Origin of the sequence: Herbaspirillum sp. SJZ099 (genome assembly GCF_007828355.1) — a bacterium.
Lineage (GTDB): Bacteria > Pseudomonadota > Gammaproteobacteria > Burkholderiales > Burkholderiaceae_D > Herbaspirillum.
In genome coordinates, this window is sequence record NZ_VIUO01000007.1 from 67,676 (window position 1) to 89,277 (window position 21,602).

Sequence of the window (21,602 nt, forward strand, 5' to 3'; positions counted from 1 at the left end):
CGAGCCGCACTTCGATCCGGTCTTGCCGGCCGAAGGTCATTACTGGAACGCATTTCATCAATAGGCGCGAGATGCGTTCTGCTTAGAAAGCGCGCACTCACGCCTATTGATCAAATTAATTCTAAACAGACACGGAGACAAACAGCATGGCGCTCAATTTCCTGAAGTATTCCCTGGTGGCGGCTGGCGCCGCCCTGGTGACGATGGCCGCTCCGGTTCGCGCGGATGAAATCCGCGTGGGCGTGATCGCCTCGTTCAGCGGCCCCTACAGCAACTGGGGCAAGAACATCCAGGAAGCCACGGATTACTTCCTGGCGCAGAACGGCGGCAAGGTCGGCAACCACACCATCAAGGTGATCTACCGCGACGTCGGCGGCAACAATCCGGCGCGCGCGCGCCAGTTGGCCGAAGAGCTGGTGGTGCGCGACAAGGTGCAATACCTGGCCGGGCTGGAATTCACGCCGACCGCGCTGGCCGTCACCGATGTGGCGACCCAGGCCAAGGTGCCGACCATCGTCAACAATTCCGGCACCTCCGGCATCCTGTCGCGCTCCCCCTACCTGTTGCGCGCCGGCTATACCCAGTGGATGGTCGCCACGCCGCTGGCCAAATGGGTAGCCGAACAGGGCGGCAAGAAGGTGTTCCTGGCCGCGGCCGACTATGCGCCCGGCATCGATGCCATCAATTCCTTCCGGCGCGCGTTCACCGAGGCTGGCGGCGCGATCAGCGGCGAAGCGAAGATCCCGATGAACACCACGGACTTCTCCACCTACATGCAGAAGATCAAGGAAGCCAATCCGGAATATCTCTACATGTTCATGCCGGTCGGTCCCATGTCGGTGGCGTTCATCAAATCCTTCGTCGAACGCGGCCTGGGCACTTCCGGCATCAAGCTGCTGGCTACCGCCGAGACCGAGGAAAGCGAATTGCCCGCCTACGGCGACGCCGCCTCCGGCGTGGTGACCGCGCTGCATTATTCGGCCGCCGGGACCGAACCGGCCAATGCCGCCTTCGTGGCCGGCCTGCAAAAGAAGTATGGCGCCGACCGCATTCCCAACGTGGCTTCGGTCTCCGCGTACGACTCGATGACGATGATCGCCGAGATGATCCGCGCCACCGACGGCAAGCCGGATGGCGACAAGGCCATGGCCGCGATCAAGGGTTACGGCTGGGACAGCCCGCGCGGCCCGGTCAAGGTCGATCCCGAGACGCGTGAACTGATCCAGAACGTTTATATCCGCCGCATCGAGAAGGTCAACGGCAAGTACGTCAACAAGCCTTTCAAGACCTATCCTGCGGTGCGCGATCCCGGCGTCAAGGTGCAATAAGAACCTGTTTCTGAGCGCAGGCGCCTCCACCAGGCAAAGAAGGAGTCCATCATGTTGCAGAAAGTCGAACCGGCCCGCCAGAAGATGGCGGATTACACCACGCCGCTGGTCAGGAATTGCTGGTATGTGGCCGCGCTGGGATCGGAGATCGGGCGCGAGCTCAAGGAGCGTACGCTGCTGGGCAAGAGCGTGCTGATGTACCGCACCGAAGGGGGCCAGCCGGTGATCATGCAAAACCGTTGCCCGCATCGCAATTTCCCTTTGTCCAAGGGACGGCTCGACGGCGACAAGGTCGTGTGCGGCTATCACGGCATGAATTTCGACCACAAGGGCAATTGCGTGTTCATGCCGTCGATGGCGAAGGCGCCGACCCATGTGACGATCGCTTCCTACCCGGTGATCGAACAGGGGCCGCTGGTGTGGGTCTGGATGGGCGACCCGGCCAAGGCGGATCCGGCCAGCGTGCCGCAGACGCCCTGGCTCAGCGCGCCGGACTGGAAGACCGTCAGCGGCCAGTTCCATGTCGGCACCAACTATGTCGCCATGCATGAGAACCTGCTGGATCAGACCCATTTCCCCATCCTGCATTCCAGTACCGGCATCGGCACGCCCGAGTATTCGCGCGCCACGCTGGAAGTGCGGGTGGTCGGCGATACGGTGGAACAGACCCGCAGCCTGCTCAATTCGCCGCCGCCGGACATCTATGGCATTCCCACCAGGCTGACCGGGCGTCCGGTGGACCGTTTCTCGGACGCCGCTTTCGCCAGTCCGGCATGGCATGTGGCGCATGCCCGTATCGTCAACCTGGAGCCGCGCGAGGGGGAGAAGCGGGAATACCGTTTCACCATCACTCACATCTACACGCCGGAACACCAGAACACCATCCATTACTGGTGGTTCAACAGCCGCGATTGCAACATCGACGATACGGCGGTCGACCAGTACCTGCGCGATGCCTCGGTCAAGGCCTACAAGGAAGACGTGGACGCGCTGACCTGGATCCAGCAGGAAGTGGAAAAGGAAAGCGAACCGATCGAGGAAGCCAGTTTCGCCCCCGACCGCCCCGGCATCGCGATGCGCAAGATCCTGTTGCGCCTGGCCGCCGAGGAAGCGGCGCAGGACGCCAGCATGGCCGCATAAGGCGGCAACCATCATTCGTGGATCACATGGCAAGAATCATCGGGGGCATCGGCACTTCGCACGTGCCCACCATCGGCCTGGCCTATGACAGGAAGCGGCAGGACGACCCGGCCTGGGCGCCCCTGTTCGAAGGCTACAAGCCAGTGGCGCGCTGGCTGGCGGAAAAACAGCCGGACGTGCTGCTGTTTTTCTATAACGACCACGCCAACAGTTTCTTCTTCGACTGTTACCCGACCTTCGCGCTGGGCATTTCTCCCGATTTCGACATGGCCGACGAAGGCGCCGGCCGCCGTCCGCTGCCGGGCATCAAGGGGCATCCGGCGCTGGCCGCGCATGTGGCCGAGTCGCTGGTCAACGACGAATTCGATATCGCGGTGTTCCAGGAGCGGGCGCTGGATCATGGCTGCAATTCCCCGCTGGGTCTGATGTGGCCGCATGAACCCGGCTGGCCCGGCGCGATTTTGCCGCTGGCGATCAATGTGCTGCAGTATCCGCTGCCGACCGCCGCGCGCTGTTACAAGCTGGGGCAGGCGGTGCGCCGCGCGGTGGAATCCTTCCCTGCCGACCTCAAGGTGGTGGTGGTCGGGACCGGCGGCCTGTCGCACCAGATCCACGGCGAGCGCACCGGTTTCAACAATGTGGAATGGGATGAGCAATTCCTCGACATGATCGTCGACCAGCCGCACAAGCTGGCCGCGCTGCGCCATGCGGAACTGGTCGAGCTGGGCGGCGCCGAGAGCGCCGAAGTGATCATGTGGCTGGCCATGCGCGGCGCCTTGAATGACGAGATCAGGTGCGTGCACAAGAACCATTACCTGGCCACGACTACCAACATGGCCGTGGCGATCTACGAGCAGGGCGCCGATCGCCAGGCGCCGGCCGCGCCGGTGCATGTGAACCCGCAGGTGGCCGGGATGGAGAAGATTCCCGGCACCTATCCGTTCGATTTGCGCGCCAGTGTCCATGCGGTGCGCCTGAACCGCTTCTTCTGGCGCCATCGGGAGCCGGCGTTCCGCGAGCTGGTGGCGCGCGACCTGGAAGCGGCCTTCGACGAACTGCAATTGAGTTCGGAGGAGCGCGACCTGGTGCGGCGGCGCGACTGGCTGGGCCTGGTCAGGTATGGCGTGAGCTTCTTCGTGCTGGAGAAATTCGCGCGCGTGGTCAAGATGTCCAACCTGGCCGTGTATGCGGCCATGCGCGGCGAGACGCTGGAAGAATTCCTGAAAACCAGGCGCGTGCCCGAGTCGGCATGATTCGGCGCGATGCGCACGGAGGAGACCCCTATGAAAAAGACTGACAACACAGTGCGCAGCGGAGGTGGACATGCTGGCTAAGTCCCTGGCGTCGTTCGCGACCACGTTGTTCGACGGCGTGGCGCTGGGCATGATCCTGTTCCTGATCTCGGTCGGCCTGTCGATCACGATGGGCGTGATGCGCGTGGTCAACCTGGCCCATTGCGGTTTCGCGATGATCGGCGGCTACCTGTGCTTCATGCTGACCGCCTGGCTGGATCTGCCGTTCCTGCTGGCGGTGCCGCTGGCGGTGGCGGCCACCATGGTCATCGGCGCGTTGCTGGAACGCACCGTGTATTCCTGGGTGTATGGCCAGAGCGAATTGGGCCAGGTGCTGATGACCATCGGCCTGACCTTCGTCATGATCGCCGCCGCCAATGCCGTGTTCGGCTCGTCGATCCAGAGCATCCCGGTGCCGGCCGCGTTGCGCGGCATGGTGCAGCTGGGGCCGCTCAGCCTGCCGGTCTACCGCCTGTTCCTGGTCGCGGTCAGCGCCGCCTGCGGCCTGCTGATCTGGTTCGCGCTGGAGCGTACCGAAGCCGGCGCCAAGCTGCGCGCGGCGGTCGACAACACCCGCATGGCCGGTTGCATCGGCATCGACGTCAAGGCGATGTTCGCCGTCACCTTCGCCATCGGTTGCGGTTTCGCCGCGCTGGGCGGCGCGCTGGGTTCGGAGATTTTTCCGCTGGAGCCGTTCTATGCGCTGCAATACCTGGTGCTGGTGCTGATCGTGGTGTCGGTCGGCGGCCTGGGCAGCATCAAGGGCACTTTGGTGGCTGCGCTGGTGCTGGGCATCATCGATACCCTGGGGCGTTATTACCTGACTTCCGGCGGCGGCATCGTGCTTTACCTGGCCACGCTGGCGGTGTTATTGATCCGGCCGCAAGGCCTGCTGGGGAGGCCGGCATGACGCAACAAGCACATTTCCAATCCGCCAAGGCGCTGCCGGCGACGGCGCTGCCTTATTACCGCCTGCGGCCGCTGGACATCCTGCCCTGGGCCGTGGCGATCCTGGTGTTCTTCCTGTTCGACACCTACCTGTCGCTGGGCACGCAAATCCTGATCATGGTGATCTTCGGTATTTCGCTGGACCTGGCGCTGGGCTTCGCCGGCATCAACACGCTGGGACATGCGGCCTTCTTCGGCATCGGCGCCTATGTGGCCGGATACTTCGCGCTGCACGTGTCGCCGGAGCCATTGACCGGGCTGCTGGCGGCGGCGCTGGCCGCCGGCGTGGTGGGGCTGCTGTCCGGCTGGCTATTGTTGCGCACCCACGGCCTGGCGCTGCTGATGCTGACGATGGTCATCACGGTGCTGCTGCATGAAGTGGCCAATACCTGGAGCGAGGTCACCGGCGGCGCCGACGGCCTGTCGGGCATCAGCGTGTCGCCGTTGCTGGGGCTGTTCAGTTTCGACCTGTACGGCAAGACTTCCTACCTGTATGCGTTGGCGGTGTTGCTGGCGGCGTTCGCGCTCGTGCGCATCGTGGCCAACTCGCCGTTCGGCCTGGCCATGCGCGGCATCCGCGAGAATTCGCGACGCATGAACCTGGTCGGCGCTTCGGTGCATGCCCGGCTGGTCGTGGTCTATACGCTGTCGGCCGCCATCGCCGGCCTGGCTGGCGGCCTCAATGCGCAACTGACCAAGACCGTCGGCCTGGACCTGCTGAGCTTCCAGTTGTCGGGCAACATCCTGATCATGCTGATCGTGGGCGGGGTGGGGCGGCTGTACGGCGCGTTCGTCGGGATTCCGCTGTACATGCTGCTGCTGGACCGTGCCGCCGCGGTCAATCCCTTCCATTGGATGTTCTTCGTCGGGCTGGCGCTGATCCTGCTGGTGCGCTTTGCGCCGGGCGGCCTGCTGTGGCTGGCCGCCGATGTCCGCGCCCGGCTGTTTGGCGCGAACCGGGGAGGACGGCAATGAGCGCCTATGCCCTGGAAACCCGCAACCTGTGCAAGCGCTTCGGTTCGATCCAGGTGACGCGCGACGTCGACCTGAAGATTGCCCGCGGCGCCCGTCATGCCCTGATCGGCCCCAACGGCGCCGGCAAGACGACCCTGGTCAACCTGATGACCGGCGTATTCGCGCCCAGCGGCGGCCAGATCCTGCTCGACGGCCAGGACATCACCGGCGCCACGCCGCAGCGCCGCGTCGGCGGGGGCCTGGCGCGCACCTTCCAGATCAATGCGCTGTTCAGCCAGCTGACCGTGGCCGAGAACGTCGCCATCCCCACCGCCCAGCGCCTGGACGTGAGCTGGCGCCTGTGGGGCAAGACCAGCGGCCATCCGCGGGTGGTGGAAGAAGTGGCGCGCCTGCTCGACGAACTGGGCATCCTGGCGCTGGCCGGCAAGCGCATCGTCGACCTCGCCTACGGCCATCGCCGCCTGGTGGAGATCGCCATCGCGCTGGCGCTCAAGCCGCAGGTGCTGCTGCTGGACGAACCGGCGGCCGGCATTCCCAACAGCGAAAGCGGGGTGATCCTGGAATTGCTGGAACGCTTGCCGCAGGATATTTCCATCGTCTTCATCGAACACGACATGAACCTGGTGTTCCGTTTCGCGCAGCAGATCACCGTGCTGGTCGAGGGCGCCGTGCTGACCGAAGGGACGGTGGCCGAGATCCGCGCCGACGAGCGCGTGCGCAATGTCTACCTGGGGAAACGCCATCATGGCTGAGATGTTGTCGATAGACGGCCTGTGCGCCGGATACAAGGATGCCGTCGTGATCGACGGCTTGTCGCTGGCGCTCCAGCCGGGCGAGGCGCTGGCGCTGCTGGGGCGCAACGGCGTGGGCAAGACCACGCTGCTGGCAAGCCTGATGGGCCTGACCACGGTCTCGCGCGGCAGCGTCAGGCTGGACGGCGTCGATGTGACGGCCTTGCCCAACTACAAGCGCAACCGCGGCGGCATCGCCTATGTGCCGCAGGAGCGCGAGATCTTCCCGTCGCTGACGGTGGAGCAGAACCTGAAGGTGGCGCAGCGGCCGGGGGAGTGGGATGTGGCCCGCGTCTACGGCCTGTTCCCGCGCTTGCAGGAGCGGCGCGGCAACCTCGGCAACCAGCTCTCCGGCGGCGAACAGCAGATGCTGGCGATGGGGCGCGCCCTGATGGGCAATCCGCGCCTGCTGCTGCTGGACGAACCGCTGGAAGGACTGGCGCCGCTGATCATGGATGTGCTGCTCGATGCCATCCGGATGCTCAAGCAATCCGGCCTGACCCTGGTGCTGGTGGAACAGCATGCGCACCTGGCGCTGGAAGTTACCGATACCGTGGTGGTGCTGGAGCGCGGACGCATCGTGCACCAGGGCCGCAGCGAACAATTGCTGGGTGACGAAGCGCAGATGTCATCCCTGCTGGGGTTGGCGCGTGCGGAAACGCCGGCCGTGATGGCGGCGGCATGAACAGCAAAAGCGTGATGGATGACAACGACCGCGCGGCCATCGAGCGCGCTTGCATGCGGCTCATCGTCCAATATGCCTACCTCAATGACGAGCGCCGGTTCGAGGAACTGGCGCAACTGTTCACTGAAGACGCGGTGCTGTATCGGCCGTCGGCGCCCGAACAGGCGATCGTCGGGCGCGCGCAGATCCTGGCGGCGTTTTCGCGGCGGCCGGCCGATACCGCCACCTTCCATTGCTGCAGCGACATGCTGGTCGAGGTCGAGCATGCCGGCGCGGCATGCGCCCGTTCGCGCATCCTGATGCTGTCGGCGCCGCGGGAACACGGCGAAGTGATGGCCGGCGCAGCGCGGCCGCCGGTGCCGGGCGTGTTCGACGACCGGTTCGCGCTGACCGCCGACGGCTGGAAATTCGCGCAGCGGCGCGGATCGTTCTGGATCTGACGCGCGTTTCCATGGCGACCCAGCAAGACCAGGCAGCCGATGCGTTGCGTGAACTGATTCTCGGCGGCGTCCTCGGCGCCGGCAGCCGGGTCACGGAAACCGCGCTGGCCGAACGGCTGGGCCTGTCGCGCACGCCGGTGCGCCACGCGCTGACGGTGGCGGCGCGCCAGGGATGGTTGAGCCGCTGCGGTTCGCGCGGTTACCGGGTCAGCGGTTTCAGCATCGACGACATGCGCGATGCGCTCGATGTACGCGGCATCCTCGAAGGCGTCGCGGTGCGCACGGTCGCTGAACAGGGCCTGGCGCAATGCCTGGCCGAAGGGGACCGCCTGCTGGCCGATGGCGCGGCGGGCGAGGCGGCTTTCCTCGAGATGGATGTGCGCCTGCATGCGTTGCTGGTCAAGGCGGCGCGCAATCCCGCGCTGGACCAGTTGCTGGCGCCCAATGTCCACGCCGTCGCCGCCGAGGCGCTGGCGCTGCAGGCCTTGCCGCCGGCCGTGCGCCGCGAGGAGCTGCGTTACGCGCATCGCCAGCACCACGCACTGGCGCGGGCGCTGGAGGACGGCGACAGCGTGCGCGCCGAAGCCCTGATGCGCGAGCACCTGCATGCCGCCCGCGAATGTCTCGACTGGAGGCCGGGCCCATGAGCCAGCAGGACCAGATCGTGGTGCGCCTGCGCGAGATGATTCTCGACGGCGAACTCGCGCCCGGCCAGCGCCTGCGCGAAGTGGCGCTGGCGCAGCGCTTGCAGGTCTCGCGCACGCCGGTGCGGCGCGCCTTGCGCATTCTCGAAGGCGAGGGGTTGCTGGCCGGCGGCGCGACCCGCGGTTGCGAGGTGCGGGCATTCACGCTGGGCGACATGGCCGGCGCGATCGAAGTGCGCGGCGCGCTGGAGGGTTATGCGGCGCGCAAGCTGGCCATGCGCGGCCTGTCGGACGCCGAGCAGGCTTGCCTGGAAGAGTGCCTGGAGACCGGCGAGCGCCTGCTGCGCAAGGGCATGTTGGTCAATGCCGATGCGCAGGTATTTGCGGCGATGAACGTGCGCTTCCACGACGCCATCGTGCGGGCGGCGGGCAACCAGGCGCTCAGCCATGCGGTGGCGCTCAACGAATGCCTGCCGTTCGCGGCGGCCGGCGCGGTGGCATTGAAGCTCGATACGCCGCAAGCGCGTGCGCATCAGTTCGCGCTGATCCGCGCCGCCCAGGCCCAGCACCGCGACATCGTCCAGGCGCTGTTGCGGCGCCAGGCCGCGCGCGCCGAGGCGCTGATGCGCGAGCACGCCGGTTTGTCCATCGACAACATGAAACTGGTCATGGCCGCGCGCCCGACTGCGCCGGCCGCGCATGGCCCGGATGAATCTCCTGTGGCGCACGACGGTTGCGCCACGCCCACCTGATCTTGAAAGGACTGCATCATGTTTCCAAGGAATGCCTGGTATGTCGCCTGCTACCCGTCAGAGGTACAGGACAAGCCGCTGGGACGGCGCATCTGCAACGAAAAGATGGTGTTTTACCGCGACCGGGACGGCAAGGTTCGCGCACTGGAGGATTTTTGCCCGCATCGCGGGGCGCCGTTGTCGTTGGGCTTTGTGCGCGATGGCAACCTGGTGTGCGGCTACCACGGGCTTGAAATGGGCTGTGACGGCAAGACGGTGTCCATGCCGGAGCAGCGTGTCCGCGGTTTCCCCTGCATCCGTAGTTTTGCGGTGGAGGAGCGTTATGGATTTGTCTGGGTCTGGCCGGGCGAGCAGGCGTTGGCGGATCCCGCCAAGATCGAGCATCTGGAGTGGGCGGTCAACCCCCAGTGGGCGTATGGCGGCGGGCTGTACCACATCAATTGCGAGTATCGCCTGATGATCGACAACCTGATGGACTTGACGCATGAGACCTATGTGCATGCGACCAGCATCGGCCAGAAGGAAATCGACGAGTCGCCGGTCAATACCCGGGTCGAAGGAGACTGCGTGATCACCGAGCGCCATATGGAAAACATTATCGCGCCGCCATTCTGGCAAGGCGCCATGCGCGCCAACGACCTGGACCCGAGCCAGCCGGTCGATCGCTGGCAGATCTGCCGCTTTACCCCGCCGAGCCATGTGATGATCGAGGTCGGGGTGGCGCTGGCCGGCAACGGCGGCTATCACGCCGACCCGAAATTCAAGGCGTCCAGCGTGGTCGTCGATTTCATCACGCCGGAGACCGATACTTCGCATTGGTATTTCTGGGGCATGGCCCGCAACTTCAAGGCGGACGATCCCGAGGTGACCGAACAAATCCGCAAGGGGCAGGGGGCCGTCTTTGCGGAAGACCGGGAAATGCTGGAGCGCCAGCAAGCGAATATCCTGGAATATCCGCAGCGCAAGCTCCTGATGCTCAATATCGACGCGGGAGGCGTTCAGTCGCGCCGGATCATCGACAGGATCCTGGCCCGGGAGAAGAGCGAAGCCTGATATTCGGCCGAACGCTGCTCATGAAGGACCTGGCGGCCAGGTCTACCTGCTGCGGCCCGGAAAAGCAAAATACCCCAAAGCCTGGATCGGCATCCAACGTTTGGGGTGCGGTTTAAAGGGCGGGCATTTTTCTGTGCGGAATGCCCGCTTTCATCCATGTGCGCGGCATCAGCGCGCCGTCCGCGCCGCCCGGTCGATCAACGCGGCCACTGCATCCGGATGCGAAACCAATGACATATGGCTGGAGCGGATCTCTACCGTGTGCGCACCGGTCATTGCCGCTAACTTGCGCTGCACCGCAATGGGCAGGGCATGATCGCCTTCGGTCAGCAAATACCAGCTGGGTTTGCCGCGCCATGCCGCCTGTCCGATCTTCTCGCTGAACGCCGCGGCTGCGATCGGCTGTTGCACCGCCGCCAGCCGTCGTGCTTCTTGGGAGGCGACATCGCCGGCCATCACCTTGGCAAATGCTGCGGGATCATCAAGCCAGACCAGGCCGTTCGTATCGGGCGCCATGCCTTCCATGGGAGCGTGCAAGCGTTCCAGTAGCTGGCCAACGCTTTCGCCCGAATCGGGCGTCAGTGCAGACAGGTACACCAGGCCATGTACTTTGGGATGGTTTCCGGCTTCGGTAATCACCGCACCGCCCCAAGAGTGACCGACCAGCAGCACATCATGCGGCTGACGCTCGATCACCCTGGTCGTAGCCGTTACATCGGCCTCCAGCGACGTCAATGGGTTCTGCACCGCCGTGACGCGATACCCTTTCTTCTGCAGCAGGGCGATCACTTTGGACCAACTGGAACCATCGGCAAAGGCGCCGTGGACAAGAACGATATCAAGGGGTTTTTGCATCTCGGATTGCGCCTTTGCCAAGACCGGATTGAGTGACGCGGCCACCAAAAGCGCCAGCAGTATTTTCCGACTCGCTGCCGAGATCATGCGTTTGACTTTGTGCATGTCGTGCTCCCAATGGCCTTGATGTCAGATGAACCTGGCGCCGGGCGCCCAATGCGCGGGAAATTCCGCCGATGCCAGTGCCGGCGAGCAGGCATGGGCCTGATAGCTGGCCACGTTTTGTGCGATGAAGGGGTCTTGCGCCATCATCGCTTCCAGTGCTTCGCGGTTGGGGCAGGAGGCCAAGATCATTCCGCCGGTCTTCGAGTCCAGGGGGCCGGCGAAGATCATGCCGCCCTGGCGGAGGTTATTGACGAGCCAGGCCTTGTGGGGCTCCAGATGGTGGTTCACTTCCTCCATGGGGCGTGTGTAGTTCAGCAAGACTGCATAGATCATGATGCGTTCTCCAGATCGGTCGATCGATTGATTGTTGGGTCAGTTGGAAAAGAGGCCGGCAACAGTGGCCGGGATATGGTCGAGCGCCTCGCGCATCGACTTGCTGCGCAGCTCCGCGCCTTTGGTCAGCAGTTCTGCGCGCACAAAGCGCACGCGCTGGATACCAAGGAAGCCGAAGAAGGCTTTCAGGTAAGACTCCTGATGATCCATTATCTCCGCCGGCCCGCTGGAATACATGCCGCCGCGGGTAGACGTCACGATCACCGCCTTGTCTCCGGAGAGGCCGATGGGGCCGGTTTCGGTATAGCGGAAGGTGCGTCCGGGTTGAGCGATGCGGTCCAGCCATGCTTTCAACTGGCTGGGCACGGAAAAGTTGTACATCGGCACGCCAAGTACGATCACGTCGCTGGCCAGCAATTCGCTGACCAGGGTTTCCGACAGCGCATGTTCGCTACGCACGGCGGCATCCTCGGCAACCGTGCCGGGTTGGCGGAAGCCGGCGGCAATGGCGCCATCCAGGTGGGCGATAGGCGTTTGAGCCAGATCCCTCACGTTCACCTGCGCAGCGGGATGCAGGGTAAGCAGTTCCTCGACCACTGCGGCACTGAGTACGCGAGAGGCAGAGGCTGGGCCGAGGATGCTGGAGTCGAGATGGAGGATTTGCATGGCAGAGACCTTTCAGGAAATCGGGAAATGAAGAATACGGAGTCACGATACCCAGTAGGTCGGTGCTTCACTAGTCGCCGCCACTGCACCAGATTGTTCCATCAATAGGACAATCAGGCTTCTATAATGAAGTCTTCATATCAAGCCGCGGCCCCCCATGGAAGATCTCAATGACCTGGCTTTATTTGCCGCCGTGGTGGTGCACGGCAGTTTCTCCGCAGCAGCGCGGGCGCTCAATACGCCCAAGTCGCGCATCAGCCGCCGGGTAGCGGAATTGGAGCAGCGACTGGGGGTGCGGCTCCTCCAGCGTTCCACCCGGGTGGTGCGGGTCACCGATGTCGGCTCGGCCTTCTTCACCCATTGCGAGGCCATGACCAATGCCGCGCGCGCGGCGGTGGAAGTGACAGAACACGCCGGCGCCAAGCCCGCCGGCCGCCTGCGGGTGAGTTCGCCCATGGGGGTCGCGCACGTCTTTCTGGCGCCGCTACTGGCGCGCTTCCTGAAAGCGCATCCGGATGTCAGGCTGGAACTGGAATTGAGCAACCGGCGGGTTGATGTGATCGGCGAAGGCTACGATGTCGCCATGCGGGTCAGGAGCACACTGGAGGATTCCAATCTGGTGGTGCGCACCTTTGGCGCCAGCCAGCAGATCCTGACGGCCAGCCCGGCCTTCATACGCAGCCATGGCCCCTTTGACACCACCGCATCCCTGCAAGGGCTGCCCGGCCTCGGCCCTGGAGGCATGCCCGGCGAGCCTTCCTGCTGGCGCTTGCAAGGGCCGGAAGGCGAAACGGTCGAGGTCGACTATGTGTGCGCGTTGCAAACCGATGACGTACACCTGATGATGGCTGCCGCCGTGGGCGGCGCCGGCTTGGCGGTACTGCCATTCAACGTCTGCCATGCAGCGATTGTCCGGGGCGAACTGGCGATGCTGCTTCCGCAGTACCGGGCGCCGGCACACCAGTTGCATGCGGTGTTCCCCTCCCGCCGGGGACTGGTGCCGGCGGTACGCGCCTTCATCGAATTCCTGGCGGTGGAACTGACGCAGACGATGCAACAGGAAAATCAGGCCTTGCAGGCATTGTTGGCTGGCGCCGATGCGAATCGCTAGAACATGGTCGGCCGTTGTAGAAGCCGATCGCGGGGCCTGGCGGCAAGCTAATAATGCCGTATCCCCAGCGCCACCGCACCGGCGGTAATCACCGCGCAAGACAATACCCGCCGCAGCGTCAGTTTCTCTCCCAGGAAGATCGCACCGATCAGCAGCGCGAACAGCACCGAGGTTTCGCGCAGCGCCGAGACCATGCCCATCGGCGCCAGCGTGACGGCCCAGATGACGATGCCGTAGGCCAGCAGCGACATCACGCCGCCCAGCAGGCTGGTCCAGGTGTCGCGCTGGCCCAGGGCGAGCGGCGAACGGCGATGCTTGTAGAGATAGATCAATGCCAGCGGGATGCTGTCGAGCACGAACAGCCAGCCGGTATAGGAAATCGAGTCGCCGGCCAGGCGCGCGCCGATGCCGTCGGTGACGGTGTAGGCCGCGATGAAGGCGCCGGTGGCGAAGGCGGCCGCCGGCGCCCGCAGGTGTTCGCGGTGGCCGAGCCCGCGCAGGTTGGCCAGGCTGACGATGCCCACGGAGACCAGCGCGATGCCGATGGCGGTATGGATGCCCAGTTGCTCGCCGGCGAACACCGCCGCGCCCAGCGCCACCAGCAGTGGCGAGGAACCGCGCGCGATGGGATAGGACTGGCCGAAGTCGCCGATCTTGTAGGCGCGGATCAGGAACAGGTTGTAGCCGGTATGCAGGATGCCGGAGAGGATGATGCAGAACCAGCTGGCCGGATCGGGCAGCGGGCGCCACAGCACCAGCGGGATGGCGCCCAGGCCGGCGCCGATGGTCATCAGCGACAGCGAGGTCAGGCGGTCGGCGCTGCTCTTGAGCAAGGCGTTCCAGGAGGCATGCAACAGGGCGGCTGTCAGTACCAGTCCGATGACGGGGAGGTTCATAGAGTTGCGCGGCAGCGCCAGAGAGAGTGGCCGGAGGCGAGGTACTTGCGCTCGAAGGGGGTGATGGGAGCGTCGGTAGTGTAAGGCTCGGCGGCGGCGTCCTGTCCGCTCAGCTGCTTCAGCGCGGCGGCGAATTCCTCGACATAGATGCGCCAGTTGCTGCGGCATTCGAGATGGCCGCCCAGCTGGAGGATGGTCGGGAAGACGGCGTGGCCGTGCCAGCGTCGTGCGAGGTGGCCGATCTTGGGCCAGGGATTGGGATAGAGCAGGTAGTGGCGCGCCGGCCGCCAGCCGGCATCGGCCGCCAGGCGCCAGTAGTCGACCAGGTCGGCCCGCACGAAACACAGGTTGCCGGGTTCCGCGCCTTCCCAATGCGTGTTGCGCGCCAGCCGGTCGGCCGACTGGTCGATGCCGATCACGAAGTGGTCGGGGTATTGCGCAGCCAGGTGCAGCGTCGACAGCCCCACGCCGCAGCCGGTGTCGAGGATCAGCGGCGCTTCGCCGGCGGCGCGCCAGGCCGCCAGGCTGTGCTCGAAGGCGCGGCGGTTGTAGTCGGCAATGGGCTTGCGGAACGCGTGTGCGGCATGGCGCGCGACCAGACCGGCAAGTTGCTCATGCACGCCGGTTTGGGCGCTGCTGATGGGGGTGGAGTTCACGGACTGCGCAAAAGAAGACGAAAGCGCAATTCTAGGGCTTGTGCGCCATTATTTCAGCAGGGCTGCAAAGCGGCAGCGCAAAGAAAAACGCCGCGCTGGCGGGCGCGGCGTTGTCACGGGATGGTGGAAGGTGGATTCAATGCAGCGTCATCGGGTGGCGCATCATCACGTCGTAGCGGCTCAGGAAGGTGTCGATGTCTTCCATCGTCGGTTCGCTGGCGATGAGCTCTTGCACATCCTTGCGGAACAGTTCTGCGGCGGGGCCGTCGATGTAGATTTCCCGCTGGCCCGACTTGTCCATGATCTCGTAGCCGCCGAAACGCAGGGCTTCATGGTCGGTGTCGGCACCGAATTCGACGACGCTGTACTGTTCACTGTTGTAGATGAGATTCATAGTGACTCCTTATGCTGGAATACTGCTTCGAAAAGGAAGTGGCGTCTTCACTGGGAATTTCAAGAGCAAGCCCGAAGAGCGGTTCTGGCGGGCGGTGTGATGCTTTATTGCCATCTTGCTGCGGTACCTCCGGGAGCAACCCCATGCGCTCCCTGAGTCTGGTTACGGCATTGTTGCCTGAAACCTTGATGCCCGATTGTCCCCCGGCTTTCTGCTGCAGCCGTACGGCCGTTGGCGGACGACGGCATTACATCAGTAGATGAAGCCGTCTGCCGGAAGTTCATCGCCGGGCTGGCGTTGCCGGGGCGCAAACAAATCCGTCAACCCGCCGTCACTGCGCCGCCCCGCGTGATTGCCGGGCGTTTCCGGCGCGACCGGGCATCGTCCCGGGCCCGGCGACGGGAGATACCGTAAAACTACCGTATTTGCCGGGCGACCTGCGGGAGGAGAGGGAAACCGGAAAAATCCCGAACCCGGAAAGAAAAACCGCAAGGCGGCGGCAATGGATACGCGCAAGAGACGTCGATAGGCATGCCATGAAAGCAAACAGGACCGCCAAGCGGTCCTGCGATCCTGTGATCCTGTTGGTCGGCGCCGGATGCCCATCGGAGGCGCCGGCCGCGGTCAATGGTTTCTCTTGGCGAGCTTGCCGGGTTCCACGCCCAGTTGCTTGAGCTTGCGGTAGAGGTGGGTGCGTTCCAGCCCGGTGCGTTCGGCCACGCGCGTCATGCTGCCGTTTTCGCGCACCAGGTGGTATTCGAAATAGGCGCGCTCGAAGGCATCGCGCGCCTCGCGCAGCGGCAGGTCGAAGGAGATGTTGGCGGCGTTGTCGGCTACCTGGCTGTAAGGCGAGGCGGCCGGCATGCCATGGTGCAGCGGGTCGCCGCCCAGGGCGGGAGCGTAGTTGGCGATCGGGGCGGCGTGGTCGGCTGCATGCAGGTTCTCCACGCTGCCGTTGGCGACGGCGGCGACCGGGCTCGGACGGTAGCTGGCCGGGCGCGCCGGTTCGCGGCTGTGCGAGAGTCCCTGCTGGACCGCCTTGAGCAGCTTTTGCAGCGCGATCGGCTTTTCCAGGAAGTTGAGCGCGCCGATGCGGGTGGCTTCGACCGCGGTGTCGATGGTGGCGTGGCCGGACATCATGATCACGGGCATGGTCAGCAGGCCATCGCGCTGCCACTCCTTGAGGAGGGTGACGCCGTCGGTGTCGGGCATCCAGATATCCAGCAGCACGAGGTCGGGCACGCTGTTCTGGCGCAGTTCACGCGCTTGCTGGGCGTTCTCCGCGGTTGCCACGACATGTCCCTCATCGCCCAGAATTTCTGAGAGCAATTCGCGGATACCCATTTCGTCATCGACGACCAGGATGTTAGCCATGTGCTGCTTTCCTCGTTGCTAGTTCATTGTCCAAGTTTTCGGTCTTGTCCCGGTGGGCTGGCTGCATGCGCAGCCGATTCCCCGGGGTGCGGCACGCGAATCTTGAGTCTTAATCAATAGGTGCTAACTTTACCAGCAAAATTACTATTTTTGCGCCCCTGCCGTCGGTGCGATTCTGGATATCGATTCTTCCGCCGTGTTCCTCGACGATTTTCTTGACCATGGCCAGCCCCAGGCCGGTGCCCTTGGGTTTGGAGGTGACGTAGGGTTCGAAGGCGCGCGCCAGGATCTTGGGCGAAAAGCCGGGGCCATTGTCCAGGATGGACAACCGCACCGCCGGCTGGCGCGCGCCGTCGGCGCCGGCGATCTCGATCTGCTCGGTGACCAGGTCGATGCGCGGCGCCTGCTGGCCGTCGTCGCCCACCGCGTCCTGCGCGTTTTGCAGCAGGTTATGGATGACCTGGCGCAGTTGGGTGGCGTCGCCCATGACCTTGGCCATGTCCGGCGCCAGGCGCGCATGGATGGCGTCGCGGCCGTCGCCGGCCAGGTAGAGGTTGAGGATTTCCTCGATCAGCGCGTTCAGGTCCAGCGCCGCCGGTTTGGCCGGCGGCGTCTTGGCGTAGTCGCGGAAGTCGTCGACCATGCGCTTCATGGCAGTGACCTGGTTGACGATGGTGGCGGTGCCCTTTTCCAGGATCGCGGCGTCGTTGGGCATGAGCTTGTCCGACAGGCGGTGCTGCAGGCGCTCGGCCGAGAGCTGGATTGGCGTGAGCGGGTTCTTGATCTCGTGCGCCAGGCGGCGCGCCACCTCGCCCCAGGCGATCGAGCGCTGGGCCGAGATCACGTTGCTGATGTCGTCGAACACCACCACGTAGCCCACGCCGTTTTGCACCGGCAGGTGCGAGCCGCGCGCGAATAGCGTGATCTTGTCCTGGTCCGGCTTGCCGGCGTTGCCCTGGTCGTCGCCGCCATCGAACGCGGCGCCCGGCTGGCGCGGCAGCTCGATCTGGCGCTGCCAGTGCAGGGCGTCGTGCGGGGTTTCGGTGCTTTGCTGGGCGCGCTGTTCGGAGAAGGCGCGGATGATGGCCTGGGCGAACAGCGCCTGGCCTTCGATGGTCTGCAGCGGGGTGCCGATGTCTCCCGAGAAATCGTAGCCCAGGATGCGCGGCACCGAGTCGTTGCTGCTGACGATGTTGAACTGGCCGTCCAGCACGATCACCCCGGCCGACATGTTGGCCAGCACCGATTCCAGGTAGGCCTTGGCGTTTTCCAGCTCGGCGCGGTTCTTTTCCACCGAGGTGCGCGCTTCCAGCAATTGGCGCGTCATGGTGTTGAACGATTGCGTGAGCGTGCCCAGTTCGTCGGAAGTGCTGACGATGGGCCGCGGCGACAGGTTGCCCTCGGCCACCGCCTTGGTGCCTTCGGCCAGCAGCAGCAGCGGCTTGGCCAGGTCGCTGGCGATCAGGAAGGCGCTGGCGATGGCGCCGAAGATGGCCAGCAGCAGCGTGAGCGTGAGCGTGACCAGGTAGATCTTGCGCAGGCCGGAGCGCGACACCGAACGCTGCTGGTATTCGCTATAGGCCACGCGCAGGGTTTCGGCGTTGCTCGCCAGGTAATCCGGCACCGGTTGCAGGATCTGCAGGTAGCGGGTCTCGTTTTGCAGCGACAAGCCCTTGCTGGAGCCCGGGATCAGCACCACCACATGCAGCCGCAGGTTGGCGTCGGAATCGGATTCGCCGCTGGGCGGGCGCGAGTCGTCGCTTTCCACCGCGGCGAAGCCGCGCGAGATGCGGGCCTGGCGCATCGCCTGGGCGCTGGGCAGCACCGGCGTGAGCGAACCGATGGCGCCGCCGACGGCGCTGATGACTTGCCCGCTGCCGTTGACGATGGTGATTTCGCTATTTTGCTCGCGCAGGCGCGAAAAATAGGTCACTTGCTCGGACTCGCTCATGTCCGACAGCTCCTGCGCCATGCCGCGCGCGCGCGAGGAGAGGTCCGACAGCGACGAGTCGAGCGCGTTGCGGCCCAGGTTCAGGCCGGATTCCAGCGCCGCTTCCATGCGCACGTCGAACCAGGATTCGATCGAGCGCGACACGAATTGCACCGACATCAGGTAGATCACCGCGCCCGGCAGGATGCCGATGAGCGCGAACATCAGCACCAGCCGCGCCAGCAGCTTGGAGCCGAACTTGCCGCGCCGGTAGCGCTTGTAAAGGCGGGTCAGCAGCAGCAGCACCAGGCACAGCAGCGAGACCGCGACCATGCCGTTGAGGAACAGCAGCCACGGATAGTGCTGCTCGAACAGGGCGGAGTTTTCGGAAGCCGAGGCCAGCAGGAACAGCAGGATGCTGATGACGCCCCCGCCGACTACCAGCAGATAGCGTAAGGCGCGGTTCATTCGGGTTTGTAGGTGAATTCGATCCAGTCGGAAGACAGGCGCCAATCGCTGTTGTTGAGCGCGTTGATCTGGAACGGCTTGGGCAGCTGCGCCACGTCAAGCCGCATGCGCACGCCCACGTTGTAGGTGTCGCCGGACTTGAGCGTGTCGTTGTCGGCGACGATCCAGCGCGGCGGCCGGCGGATCAGTGCCATGGCGTCTTCCAGGTTGGAAAAGCTTTGCTGCAGCTGGCCGCTGATGGCGGTGTGGTACTGGCGGGTCAGGACGTTATAGGAGATGCGCACGGTGCGGGTGGCCGAGACGTTGGTCTCGTCGAACCAATACCAGCGGCGGCGCGTTATCTGCACTTCGGTCGTGAAATACAGCGGCACGCCGCGCGTGAGCGCATCTTCCAGGCCGCGGTTCAATTCGAACGAATAGGCCAGCGACAGCCGGTGACCTTCGGCGCTGGGTTCGATCGAGGCTTGCGTGATGGTGATTTCGGCGGCCCGCGCCGGGATCGCGGCCGACAGCATCAGCAGCGCGGCCAGTGCCGCCAGCGCCAGCCGCAGCCAGCGCCCGAACGAACCAGGCGACTGCGGACGGGCGCCGCCACCGGCCTGGCGCGGGCCGCATTGCGAGTTCAAGAGGGGAAGGGCCGATTGCGTCAAATTCATGCACCAGTTTTTTGGAACAGCGCGTAAAACAGGCCATCGTGGTCGGTTTCTGCGCTGGCAGTCGGCAACAGTTGGCCTGGGGCTGGCAGCCGTATGGCATTGTTTCTTTGCGCGAAGGCAAGTGCCTGCTGTTCCGATTCTTGCGGCCACAGCGAGCATGTCACGAGCAGCAATTTACCATCCGGCCCGAGCATCTGCCAAAGGTTGTCTAAAATTTGCGCAGAAAGTGTTGCAAGCTGCGCGGTGTCGGTCTTGCGGCGCAGCCAGCGGATATCGGGGTGGCGCCGCACGATGCCCGAGGCGGTACAGGGCACGTCGGCCAGGATGCGATCGAACGGCCGGCCGTCCCACCAGTTGCCTTCGCGGGCGTCGCCGGCGGTGAGGCGGGCACGCAGGCCCAGGCGTTGCAGGTTCTCGTCGATGCGGGCCAGGCGGCGCGGATCGTGGTCCAGCGCTTCCAGTTCGAGGTCGGCCAGTTCCAGCAGGTGGCCGGTCTTGCCGCCGGGGGCGGCGCAGGCGTCCAGCACGCGCATGCCGTCGGCCACGTCCAGCAACGGCGCGGCCAGCTGGGCGGCGGCATCCTGCACCGACGCCATGCCCTCGGCGAAGCCGGGGATCTGCTGCACCGGCGCCGGCTTGTCCAGGCGCACCGCCGACGGGCCGACCTGGCGGCCGGGCATGCCGGCCGCGGCCAGCGCCGCGAGATATTGTTCAACCGTGGTTTGACGGCGGTTCACGCGCAGCGTCAGCGGCGGCGCCTGGTTGCCGGCATGCAGGATGCGCTGCCAGTCCTCGGGATAGGCAGCCTTGATGCGGTCGATCCACCAGGTCGGGTAATTCCAGGTGCCGGGCGGGGTCTTGACGGCTTGCGGCATCAGGTTGGCGCGTTCGCGCAGGAAGCGGCGCAGGATGGCGTTGACCACGCCCTTGGCGAAGCTCATGTCGGGGCTGATGGCGGCCGCCTCGACCGCCTGGTCGACCACGGTGAAGCTGTCGTAGCCGGCCTGGTCTTCATCCACCAGCAGCGCCAGCGCGCAATCGAGCAGGCCGCGCAAGACCTCCGGCTGCGGCGGCTTGTTGGCCAGCAGCGCCAGCAGGGCATCGGTGAGGCCGAGACGGCGCATGGCGCAGTAGCTGATGTCCTGGATCGCGCCGCGCGCCTGCGGCTGGTTGCCGATGCGGGTAAAAACCTGGGCCAGCGCCTGCGGCAGCGCGGTGCCGGCGCGCACGCCGGCCACGGCCTGGGCGGCGTAGGCCAACTGGTAAGCCAGCGAGTCGGCCTTGGCCGAAGGGGAAATAAGGGAAATTTGGATCACGTCAACTCTTGCTGAGGGCCAGGCGGATGCCCAAGGCCACGAAAGCGCCGCCGACGATGCGTTCGGCCCAGCGTTTGAACTGTGGCCGGCGGCCGGCGCGGGCCGCCAGTGTACCAGCGACCAGCGCGGTGAAGCTATTCCAGAGCGTGGACAGCGTGATGAACGTCATGCCCAGCACCACGAAGGCCAGCGTCTGGCGCGGCGCATCGCGGGCCACGAATTGCGGGAAAAAGGACAGGAAAAACAGGATGACCTTGGGATTGGTCACATTGGTCAGGGTGGCCTGCCAGAAAACGGCGGGCAGGGACAATGGCGCCGGAGGCGAGATTTCGGTGTCGCCGGCCGTCTGTTTTTGCCAAATCAGTTTGATGCCGAGGTAGATCAGGTAAAGGCCGCCGGCCAGCTTGATTGCCAGGAAAGCGGTGGCGGAGGCCGCCAGCAGCGCCGACAGGCCAAACGCCGAGGCCAGCGTGTGAAAACAGCAACCGAAGGAGATCCCCAGCGCCGACACTACCCCGGCGGCGCGCCCTTGCGCCACGCTGCGGCCGATGATGTAGGCGGTGTCGGGCCCGGGCGTGAGGTTCAACAGGAAAACAGCCAGGCAGAACAGGCTGAAGTCGGTGATGCCGAGTGCATTCATGGCGCGCAGGGGGGATTCGGAAGACCTGCATTGTAGCGGGTGCGGCGGCGGCCCGCGAATCGGAGCGGGTGGAGTGGTCTCCGGCAAGAATGTGCGAGTTCGGCTAAAGTGGCTGCCTCCCGGAAACCCGGACGCCACACCTCAAGGAAATAAA

General features: G+C 65.0%; 23 protein-coding genes. 12 read left to right on the plus strand and 11 right to left on the minus strand.

The features are described from left to right. Positions 1–146: 146 nt before the first annotated feature. The 11 genes from FB597_RS15350 (at position 147) to FB597_RS15400 (ending at position 10,048) form a co-directional block, all read left to right on the plus strand. Positions 147–1,328: an ABC transporter substrate-binding protein gene (locus FB597_RS15350; protein WP_255464096.1), complete on the plus strand. Its 1,182-nt coding sequence runs from the start codon at positions 147–149 to the stop codon at positions 1,326–1,328. Between the two features lie 51 nt (positions 1,329–1,379). Continuing rightward, positions 1,380–2,468 (plus strand): aromatic ring-hydroxylating dioxygenase subunit alpha, encoded by a 1,089-nt coding sequence (locus FB597_RS15355; RefSeq protein WP_144770001.1) that lies wholly within the window; start codon positions 1,380–1,382, stop codon positions 2,466–2,468. Between the two features lie 26 nt (positions 2,469–2,494). Further along, the gene (locus tag FB597_RS15360) at positions 2,495–3,721 is read left to right on the plus strand and encodes a gallate dioxygenase (protein WP_141917674.1); all 1,227 of its coding nucleotides are present in this window, start codon (positions 2,495–2,497) and stop codon (positions 3,719–3,721) included. 70 nt (positions 3,722–3,791) lie between these two features. After that, on the plus strand, positions 3,792–4,670 hold the full coding sequence (locus FB597_RS15365; protein WP_141917676.1) for a branched-chain amino acid ABC transporter permease: 879 nt from the start codon (positions 3,792–3,794) through the stop codon (positions 4,668–4,670). Then, positions 4,667–5,683: a branched-chain amino acid ABC transporter permease gene (locus tag FB597_RS15370; RefSeq protein ID WP_144770002.1), complete on the plus strand. Its 1,017-nt coding sequence runs from the start codon at positions 4,667–4,669 to the stop codon at positions 5,681–5,683. Before FB597_RS15365 ends, FB597_RS15370 begins: the two co-directional genes overlap by 4 nt. Next, a complete protein-coding gene (locus FB597_RS15375; protein WP_144770003.1) occupies positions 5,680–6,435 on the plus strand; it encodes an ABC transporter ATP-binding protein in 756 nt (251 codons plus the stop codon). The genes FB597_RS15370 and FB597_RS15375 overlap by 4 nt, the downstream gene beginning before the upstream one ends. Beyond that, a complete protein-coding gene (locus tag FB597_RS15380; protein ID WP_144770004.1) occupies positions 6,428–7,159 on the plus strand; it encodes an ABC transporter ATP-binding protein in 732 nt (243 codons plus the stop codon). The genes FB597_RS15375 and FB597_RS15380 overlap by 8 nt, the downstream gene beginning before the upstream one ends. After that, on the plus strand, positions 7,156–7,599 hold the full coding sequence (locus tag FB597_RS15385) for a nuclear transport factor 2 family protein (RefSeq protein WP_222428654.1): 444 nt from the start codon (positions 7,156–7,158) through the stop codon (positions 7,597–7,599). Before FB597_RS15380 ends, FB597_RS15385 begins: the two co-directional genes overlap by 4 nt. An 11-nt stretch (positions 7,600–7,610) precedes the next feature. Then, positions 7,611–8,246 (plus strand): GntR family transcriptional regulator, encoded by a 636-nt coding sequence (locus FB597_RS15390; RefSeq protein ID WP_144770005.1) that lies wholly within the window; start codon positions 7,611–7,613, stop codon positions 8,244–8,246. Beyond that, positions 8,243–8,995: a GntR family transcriptional regulator gene (locus FB597_RS15395; protein WP_144770006.1), complete on the plus strand. Its 753-nt coding sequence runs from the start codon at positions 8,243–8,245 to the stop codon at positions 8,993–8,995. Before FB597_RS15390 ends, FB597_RS15395 begins: the two co-directional genes overlap by 4 nt. 18 nt (positions 8,996–9,013) lie before the next feature. After that, the gene (locus FB597_RS15400; RefSeq protein ID WP_141917689.1) at positions 9,014–10,048 is read left to right on the plus strand and encodes an aromatic ring-hydroxylating dioxygenase subunit alpha; all 1,035 of its coding nucleotides are present in this window, start codon (positions 9,014–9,016) and stop codon (positions 10,046–10,048) included. 168 nt (positions 10,049–10,216) lie between these two features. Here FB597_RS15400 and FB597_RS15405 read toward each other — a convergent pair whose 3' ends face one another. The 3 genes from FB597_RS15405 to FB597_RS15415 are packed head-to-tail and all read right to left on the minus strand — an operon-like array spanning position 10,217 to position 12,007. Continuing rightward, a complete protein-coding gene (locus FB597_RS15405) occupies positions 10,217–11,008 on the minus strand; it encodes an alpha/beta fold hydrolase (RefSeq protein ID WP_222428655.1) in 792 nt (263 codons plus the stop codon). 24 nt (positions 11,009–11,032) lie between these two features. Beyond that, a complete protein-coding gene (locus tag FB597_RS15410; RefSeq protein WP_141917691.1) occupies positions 11,033–11,341 on the minus strand; it encodes a YciI family protein in 309 nt (102 codons plus the stop codon). A 39-nt stretch (positions 11,342–11,380) separates the two neighbouring features. Continuing rightward, positions 11,381–12,007, minus strand: a complete 627-nt coding sequence (locus tag FB597_RS15415) for an FMN-dependent NADH-azoreductase (protein ID WP_144770007.1) — start codon at positions 12,005–12,007, stop codon at positions 11,381–11,383. A gap of 157 nt (positions 12,008–12,164) precedes the next feature. On the opposite strand from FB597_RS15415, the gene FB597_RS15420 reads away from it, so the two are divergent. Next, positions 12,165–13,118, plus strand: coding sequence for a LysR substrate-binding domain-containing protein (locus FB597_RS15420; protein ID WP_144770008.1), 954 nt, complete (start codon positions 12,165–12,167; stop codon positions 13,116–13,118). Between the two features lie 47 nt (positions 13,119–13,165). Here FB597_RS15420 and FB597_RS15425 read toward each other — a convergent pair whose 3' ends face one another. The 8 genes from FB597_RS15425 to FB597_RS15460 form a co-directional block, all read right to left on the minus strand. Beyond that, entirely contained in the window at positions 13,166–14,014 is an 849-nt protein-coding gene (locus tag FB597_RS15425; RefSeq protein WP_144770009.1) for a DMT family transporter, read from the minus strand. After that, positions 14,011–14,670, minus strand: a complete 660-nt coding sequence (locus tag FB597_RS15430) for a tRNA (guanosine(46)-N(7))-methyltransferase TrmB (RefSeq protein ID WP_144770010.1) — start codon at positions 14,668–14,670, stop codon at positions 14,011–14,013. Before FB597_RS15430 ends, FB597_RS15425 begins: the two co-directional genes overlap by 4 nt. Before the next feature lie 136 nt (positions 14,671–14,806). Continuing rightward, positions 14,807–15,064 carry a DUF3567 domain-containing protein gene (locus tag FB597_RS15435; RefSeq protein ID WP_050468757.1) on the minus strand — a complete coding sequence of 86 codons (258 nt, stop codon included), beginning with the start codon at positions 15,062–15,064 and terminating at the stop codon, positions 14,807–14,809. Positions 15,065–15,688: 624 nt separating this feature from the next. Then, positions 15,689–16,438, minus strand: coding sequence for a response regulator (locus FB597_RS15440; RefSeq protein ID WP_141917702.1), 750 nt, complete (start codon positions 16,436–16,438; stop codon positions 15,689–15,691). Between the two features lie 109 nt (positions 16,439–16,547). Beyond that, positions 16,548–18,836, minus strand: a complete 2,289-nt coding sequence (locus FB597_RS15445) for an ATP-binding protein (protein WP_144770011.1) — start codon at positions 18,834–18,836, stop codon at positions 16,548–16,550. Next, positions 18,833–19,351 carry a DUF4390 domain-containing protein gene (locus FB597_RS15450; RefSeq protein ID WP_141917907.1) on the minus strand — a complete coding sequence of 173 codons (519 nt, stop codon included), beginning with the start codon at positions 19,349–19,351 and terminating at the stop codon, positions 18,833–18,835. The genes FB597_RS15445 and FB597_RS15450 overlap by 4 nt, the downstream gene beginning before the upstream one ends. A gap of 137 nt (positions 19,352–19,488) precedes the next feature. Then, positions 19,489–20,808, minus strand: a complete 1,320-nt coding sequence (gene rsmB, locus FB597_RS15455) for a 16S rRNA (cytosine(967)-C(5))-methyltransferase RsmB (protein ID WP_144770012.1) — start codon at positions 20,806–20,808, stop codon at positions 19,489–19,491. A gap of 1 nt (position 20,809) precedes the next feature. Next, positions 20,810–21,448, minus strand: a complete 639-nt coding sequence (locus FB597_RS15460; RefSeq protein ID WP_144770013.1) for a LysE family translocator — start codon at positions 21,446–21,448, stop codon at positions 20,810–20,812. Positions 21,449–21,602 lie beyond the last annotated feature (154 nt).

What these genes read in the sequence shown, in the direction of transcription:
- FB597_RS15405 (WP_222428655.1), bottom strand. Translation starts at nt 11,008, where the DNA reads ATGCACAAAGTCAAACGCATGATCTCGGCAGCGAGTCGGAAAATACTG.
- FB597_RS15375 (WP_144770003.1), top strand. Translation starts at nt 5,680, where the DNA reads ATGAGCGCCTATGCCCTGGAAACCCGCAACCTGTGCAAGCGCTTCGGT.
- FB597_RS15410 (WP_141917691.1), bottom strand. Translation starts at nt 11,341, where the DNA reads ATGATCTATGCAGTCTTGCTGAACTACACACGCCCCATGGAGGAAGTG.
- FB597_RS15350 (WP_255464096.1), top strand. Translation starts at nt 147, where the DNA reads ATGGCGCTCAATTTCCTGAAGTATTCCCTGGTGGCGGCTGGCGCCGCC.
- FB597_RS15415 (WP_144770007.1), bottom strand. Translation starts at nt 12,007, where the DNA reads ATGCAAATCCTCCATCTCGACTCCAGCATCCTCGGCCCAGCCTCTGCC.
- FB597_RS15445 (WP_144770011.1), bottom strand. Translation starts at nt 18,836, where the DNA reads ATGAACCGCGCCTTACGCTATCTGCTGGTAGTCGGCGGGGGCGTCATC.
- FB597_RS15460 (WP_144770013.1), bottom strand. Translation starts at nt 21,448, where the DNA reads ATGAATGCACTCGGCATCACCGACTTCAGCCTGTTCTGCCTGGCTGTT.
- FB597_RS15420 (WP_144770008.1), top strand. Translation starts at nt 12,165, where the DNA reads ATGGAAGATCTCAATGACCTGGCTTTATTTGCCGCCGTGGTGGTGCAC.
- FB597_RS15360 (WP_141917674.1), top strand. Translation starts at nt 2,495, where the DNA reads ATGGCAAGAATCATCGGGGGCATCGGCACTTCGCACGTGCCCACCATC.
- FB597_RS15440 (WP_141917702.1), bottom strand. Translation starts at nt 16,438, where the DNA reads ATGGCTAACATCCTGGTCGTCGATGACGAAATGGGTATCCGCGAATTG.
- FB597_RS15435 (WP_050468757.1), bottom strand. Translation starts at nt 15,064, where the DNA reads ATGAATCTCATCTACAACAGTGAACAGTACAGCGTCGTCGAATTCGGT.
- FB597_RS15395 (WP_144770006.1), top strand. Translation starts at nt 8,243, where the DNA reads ATGAGCCAGCAGGACCAGATCGTGGTGCGCCTGCGCGAGATGATTCTC.
- FB597_RS15370 (WP_144770002.1), top strand. Translation starts at nt 4,667, where the DNA reads ATGACGCAACAAGCACATTTCCAATCCGCCAAGGCGCTGCCGGCGACG.
- FB597_RS15385 (WP_222428654.1), top strand. Translation starts at nt 7,156, where the DNA reads ATGAACAGCAAAAGCGTGATGGATGACAACGACCGCGCGGCCATCGAG.
- FB597_RS15380 (WP_144770004.1), top strand. Translation starts at nt 6,428, where the DNA reads ATGGCTGAGATGTTGTCGATAGACGGCCTGTGCGCCGGATACAAGGAT.
- FB597_RS15450 (WP_141917907.1), bottom strand. Translation starts at nt 19,351, where the DNA reads ATGCTGTCGGCCGCGATCCCGGCGCGGGCCGCCGAAATCACCATCACG.
- FB597_RS15355 (WP_144770001.1), top strand. Translation starts at nt 1,380, where the DNA reads ATGTTGCAGAAAGTCGAACCGGCCCGCCAGAAGATGGCGGATTACACC.
- FB597_RS15400 (WP_141917689.1), top strand. Translation starts at nt 9,014, where the DNA reads ATGTTTCCAAGGAATGCCTGGTATGTCGCCTGCTACCCGTCAGAGGTA.
- FB597_RS15425 (WP_144770009.1), bottom strand. Translation starts at nt 14,014, where the DNA reads ATGAACCTCCCCGTCATCGGACTGGTACTGACAGCCGCCCTGTTGCAT.
- FB597_RS15365 (WP_141917676.1), top strand. Translation starts at nt 3,792, where the DNA reads ATGCTGGCTAAGTCCCTGGCGTCGTTCGCGACCACGTTGTTCGACGGC.
- FB597_RS15390 (WP_144770005.1), top strand. Translation starts at nt 7,611, where the DNA reads ATGGCGACCCAGCAAGACCAGGCAGCCGATGCGTTGCGTGAACTGATT.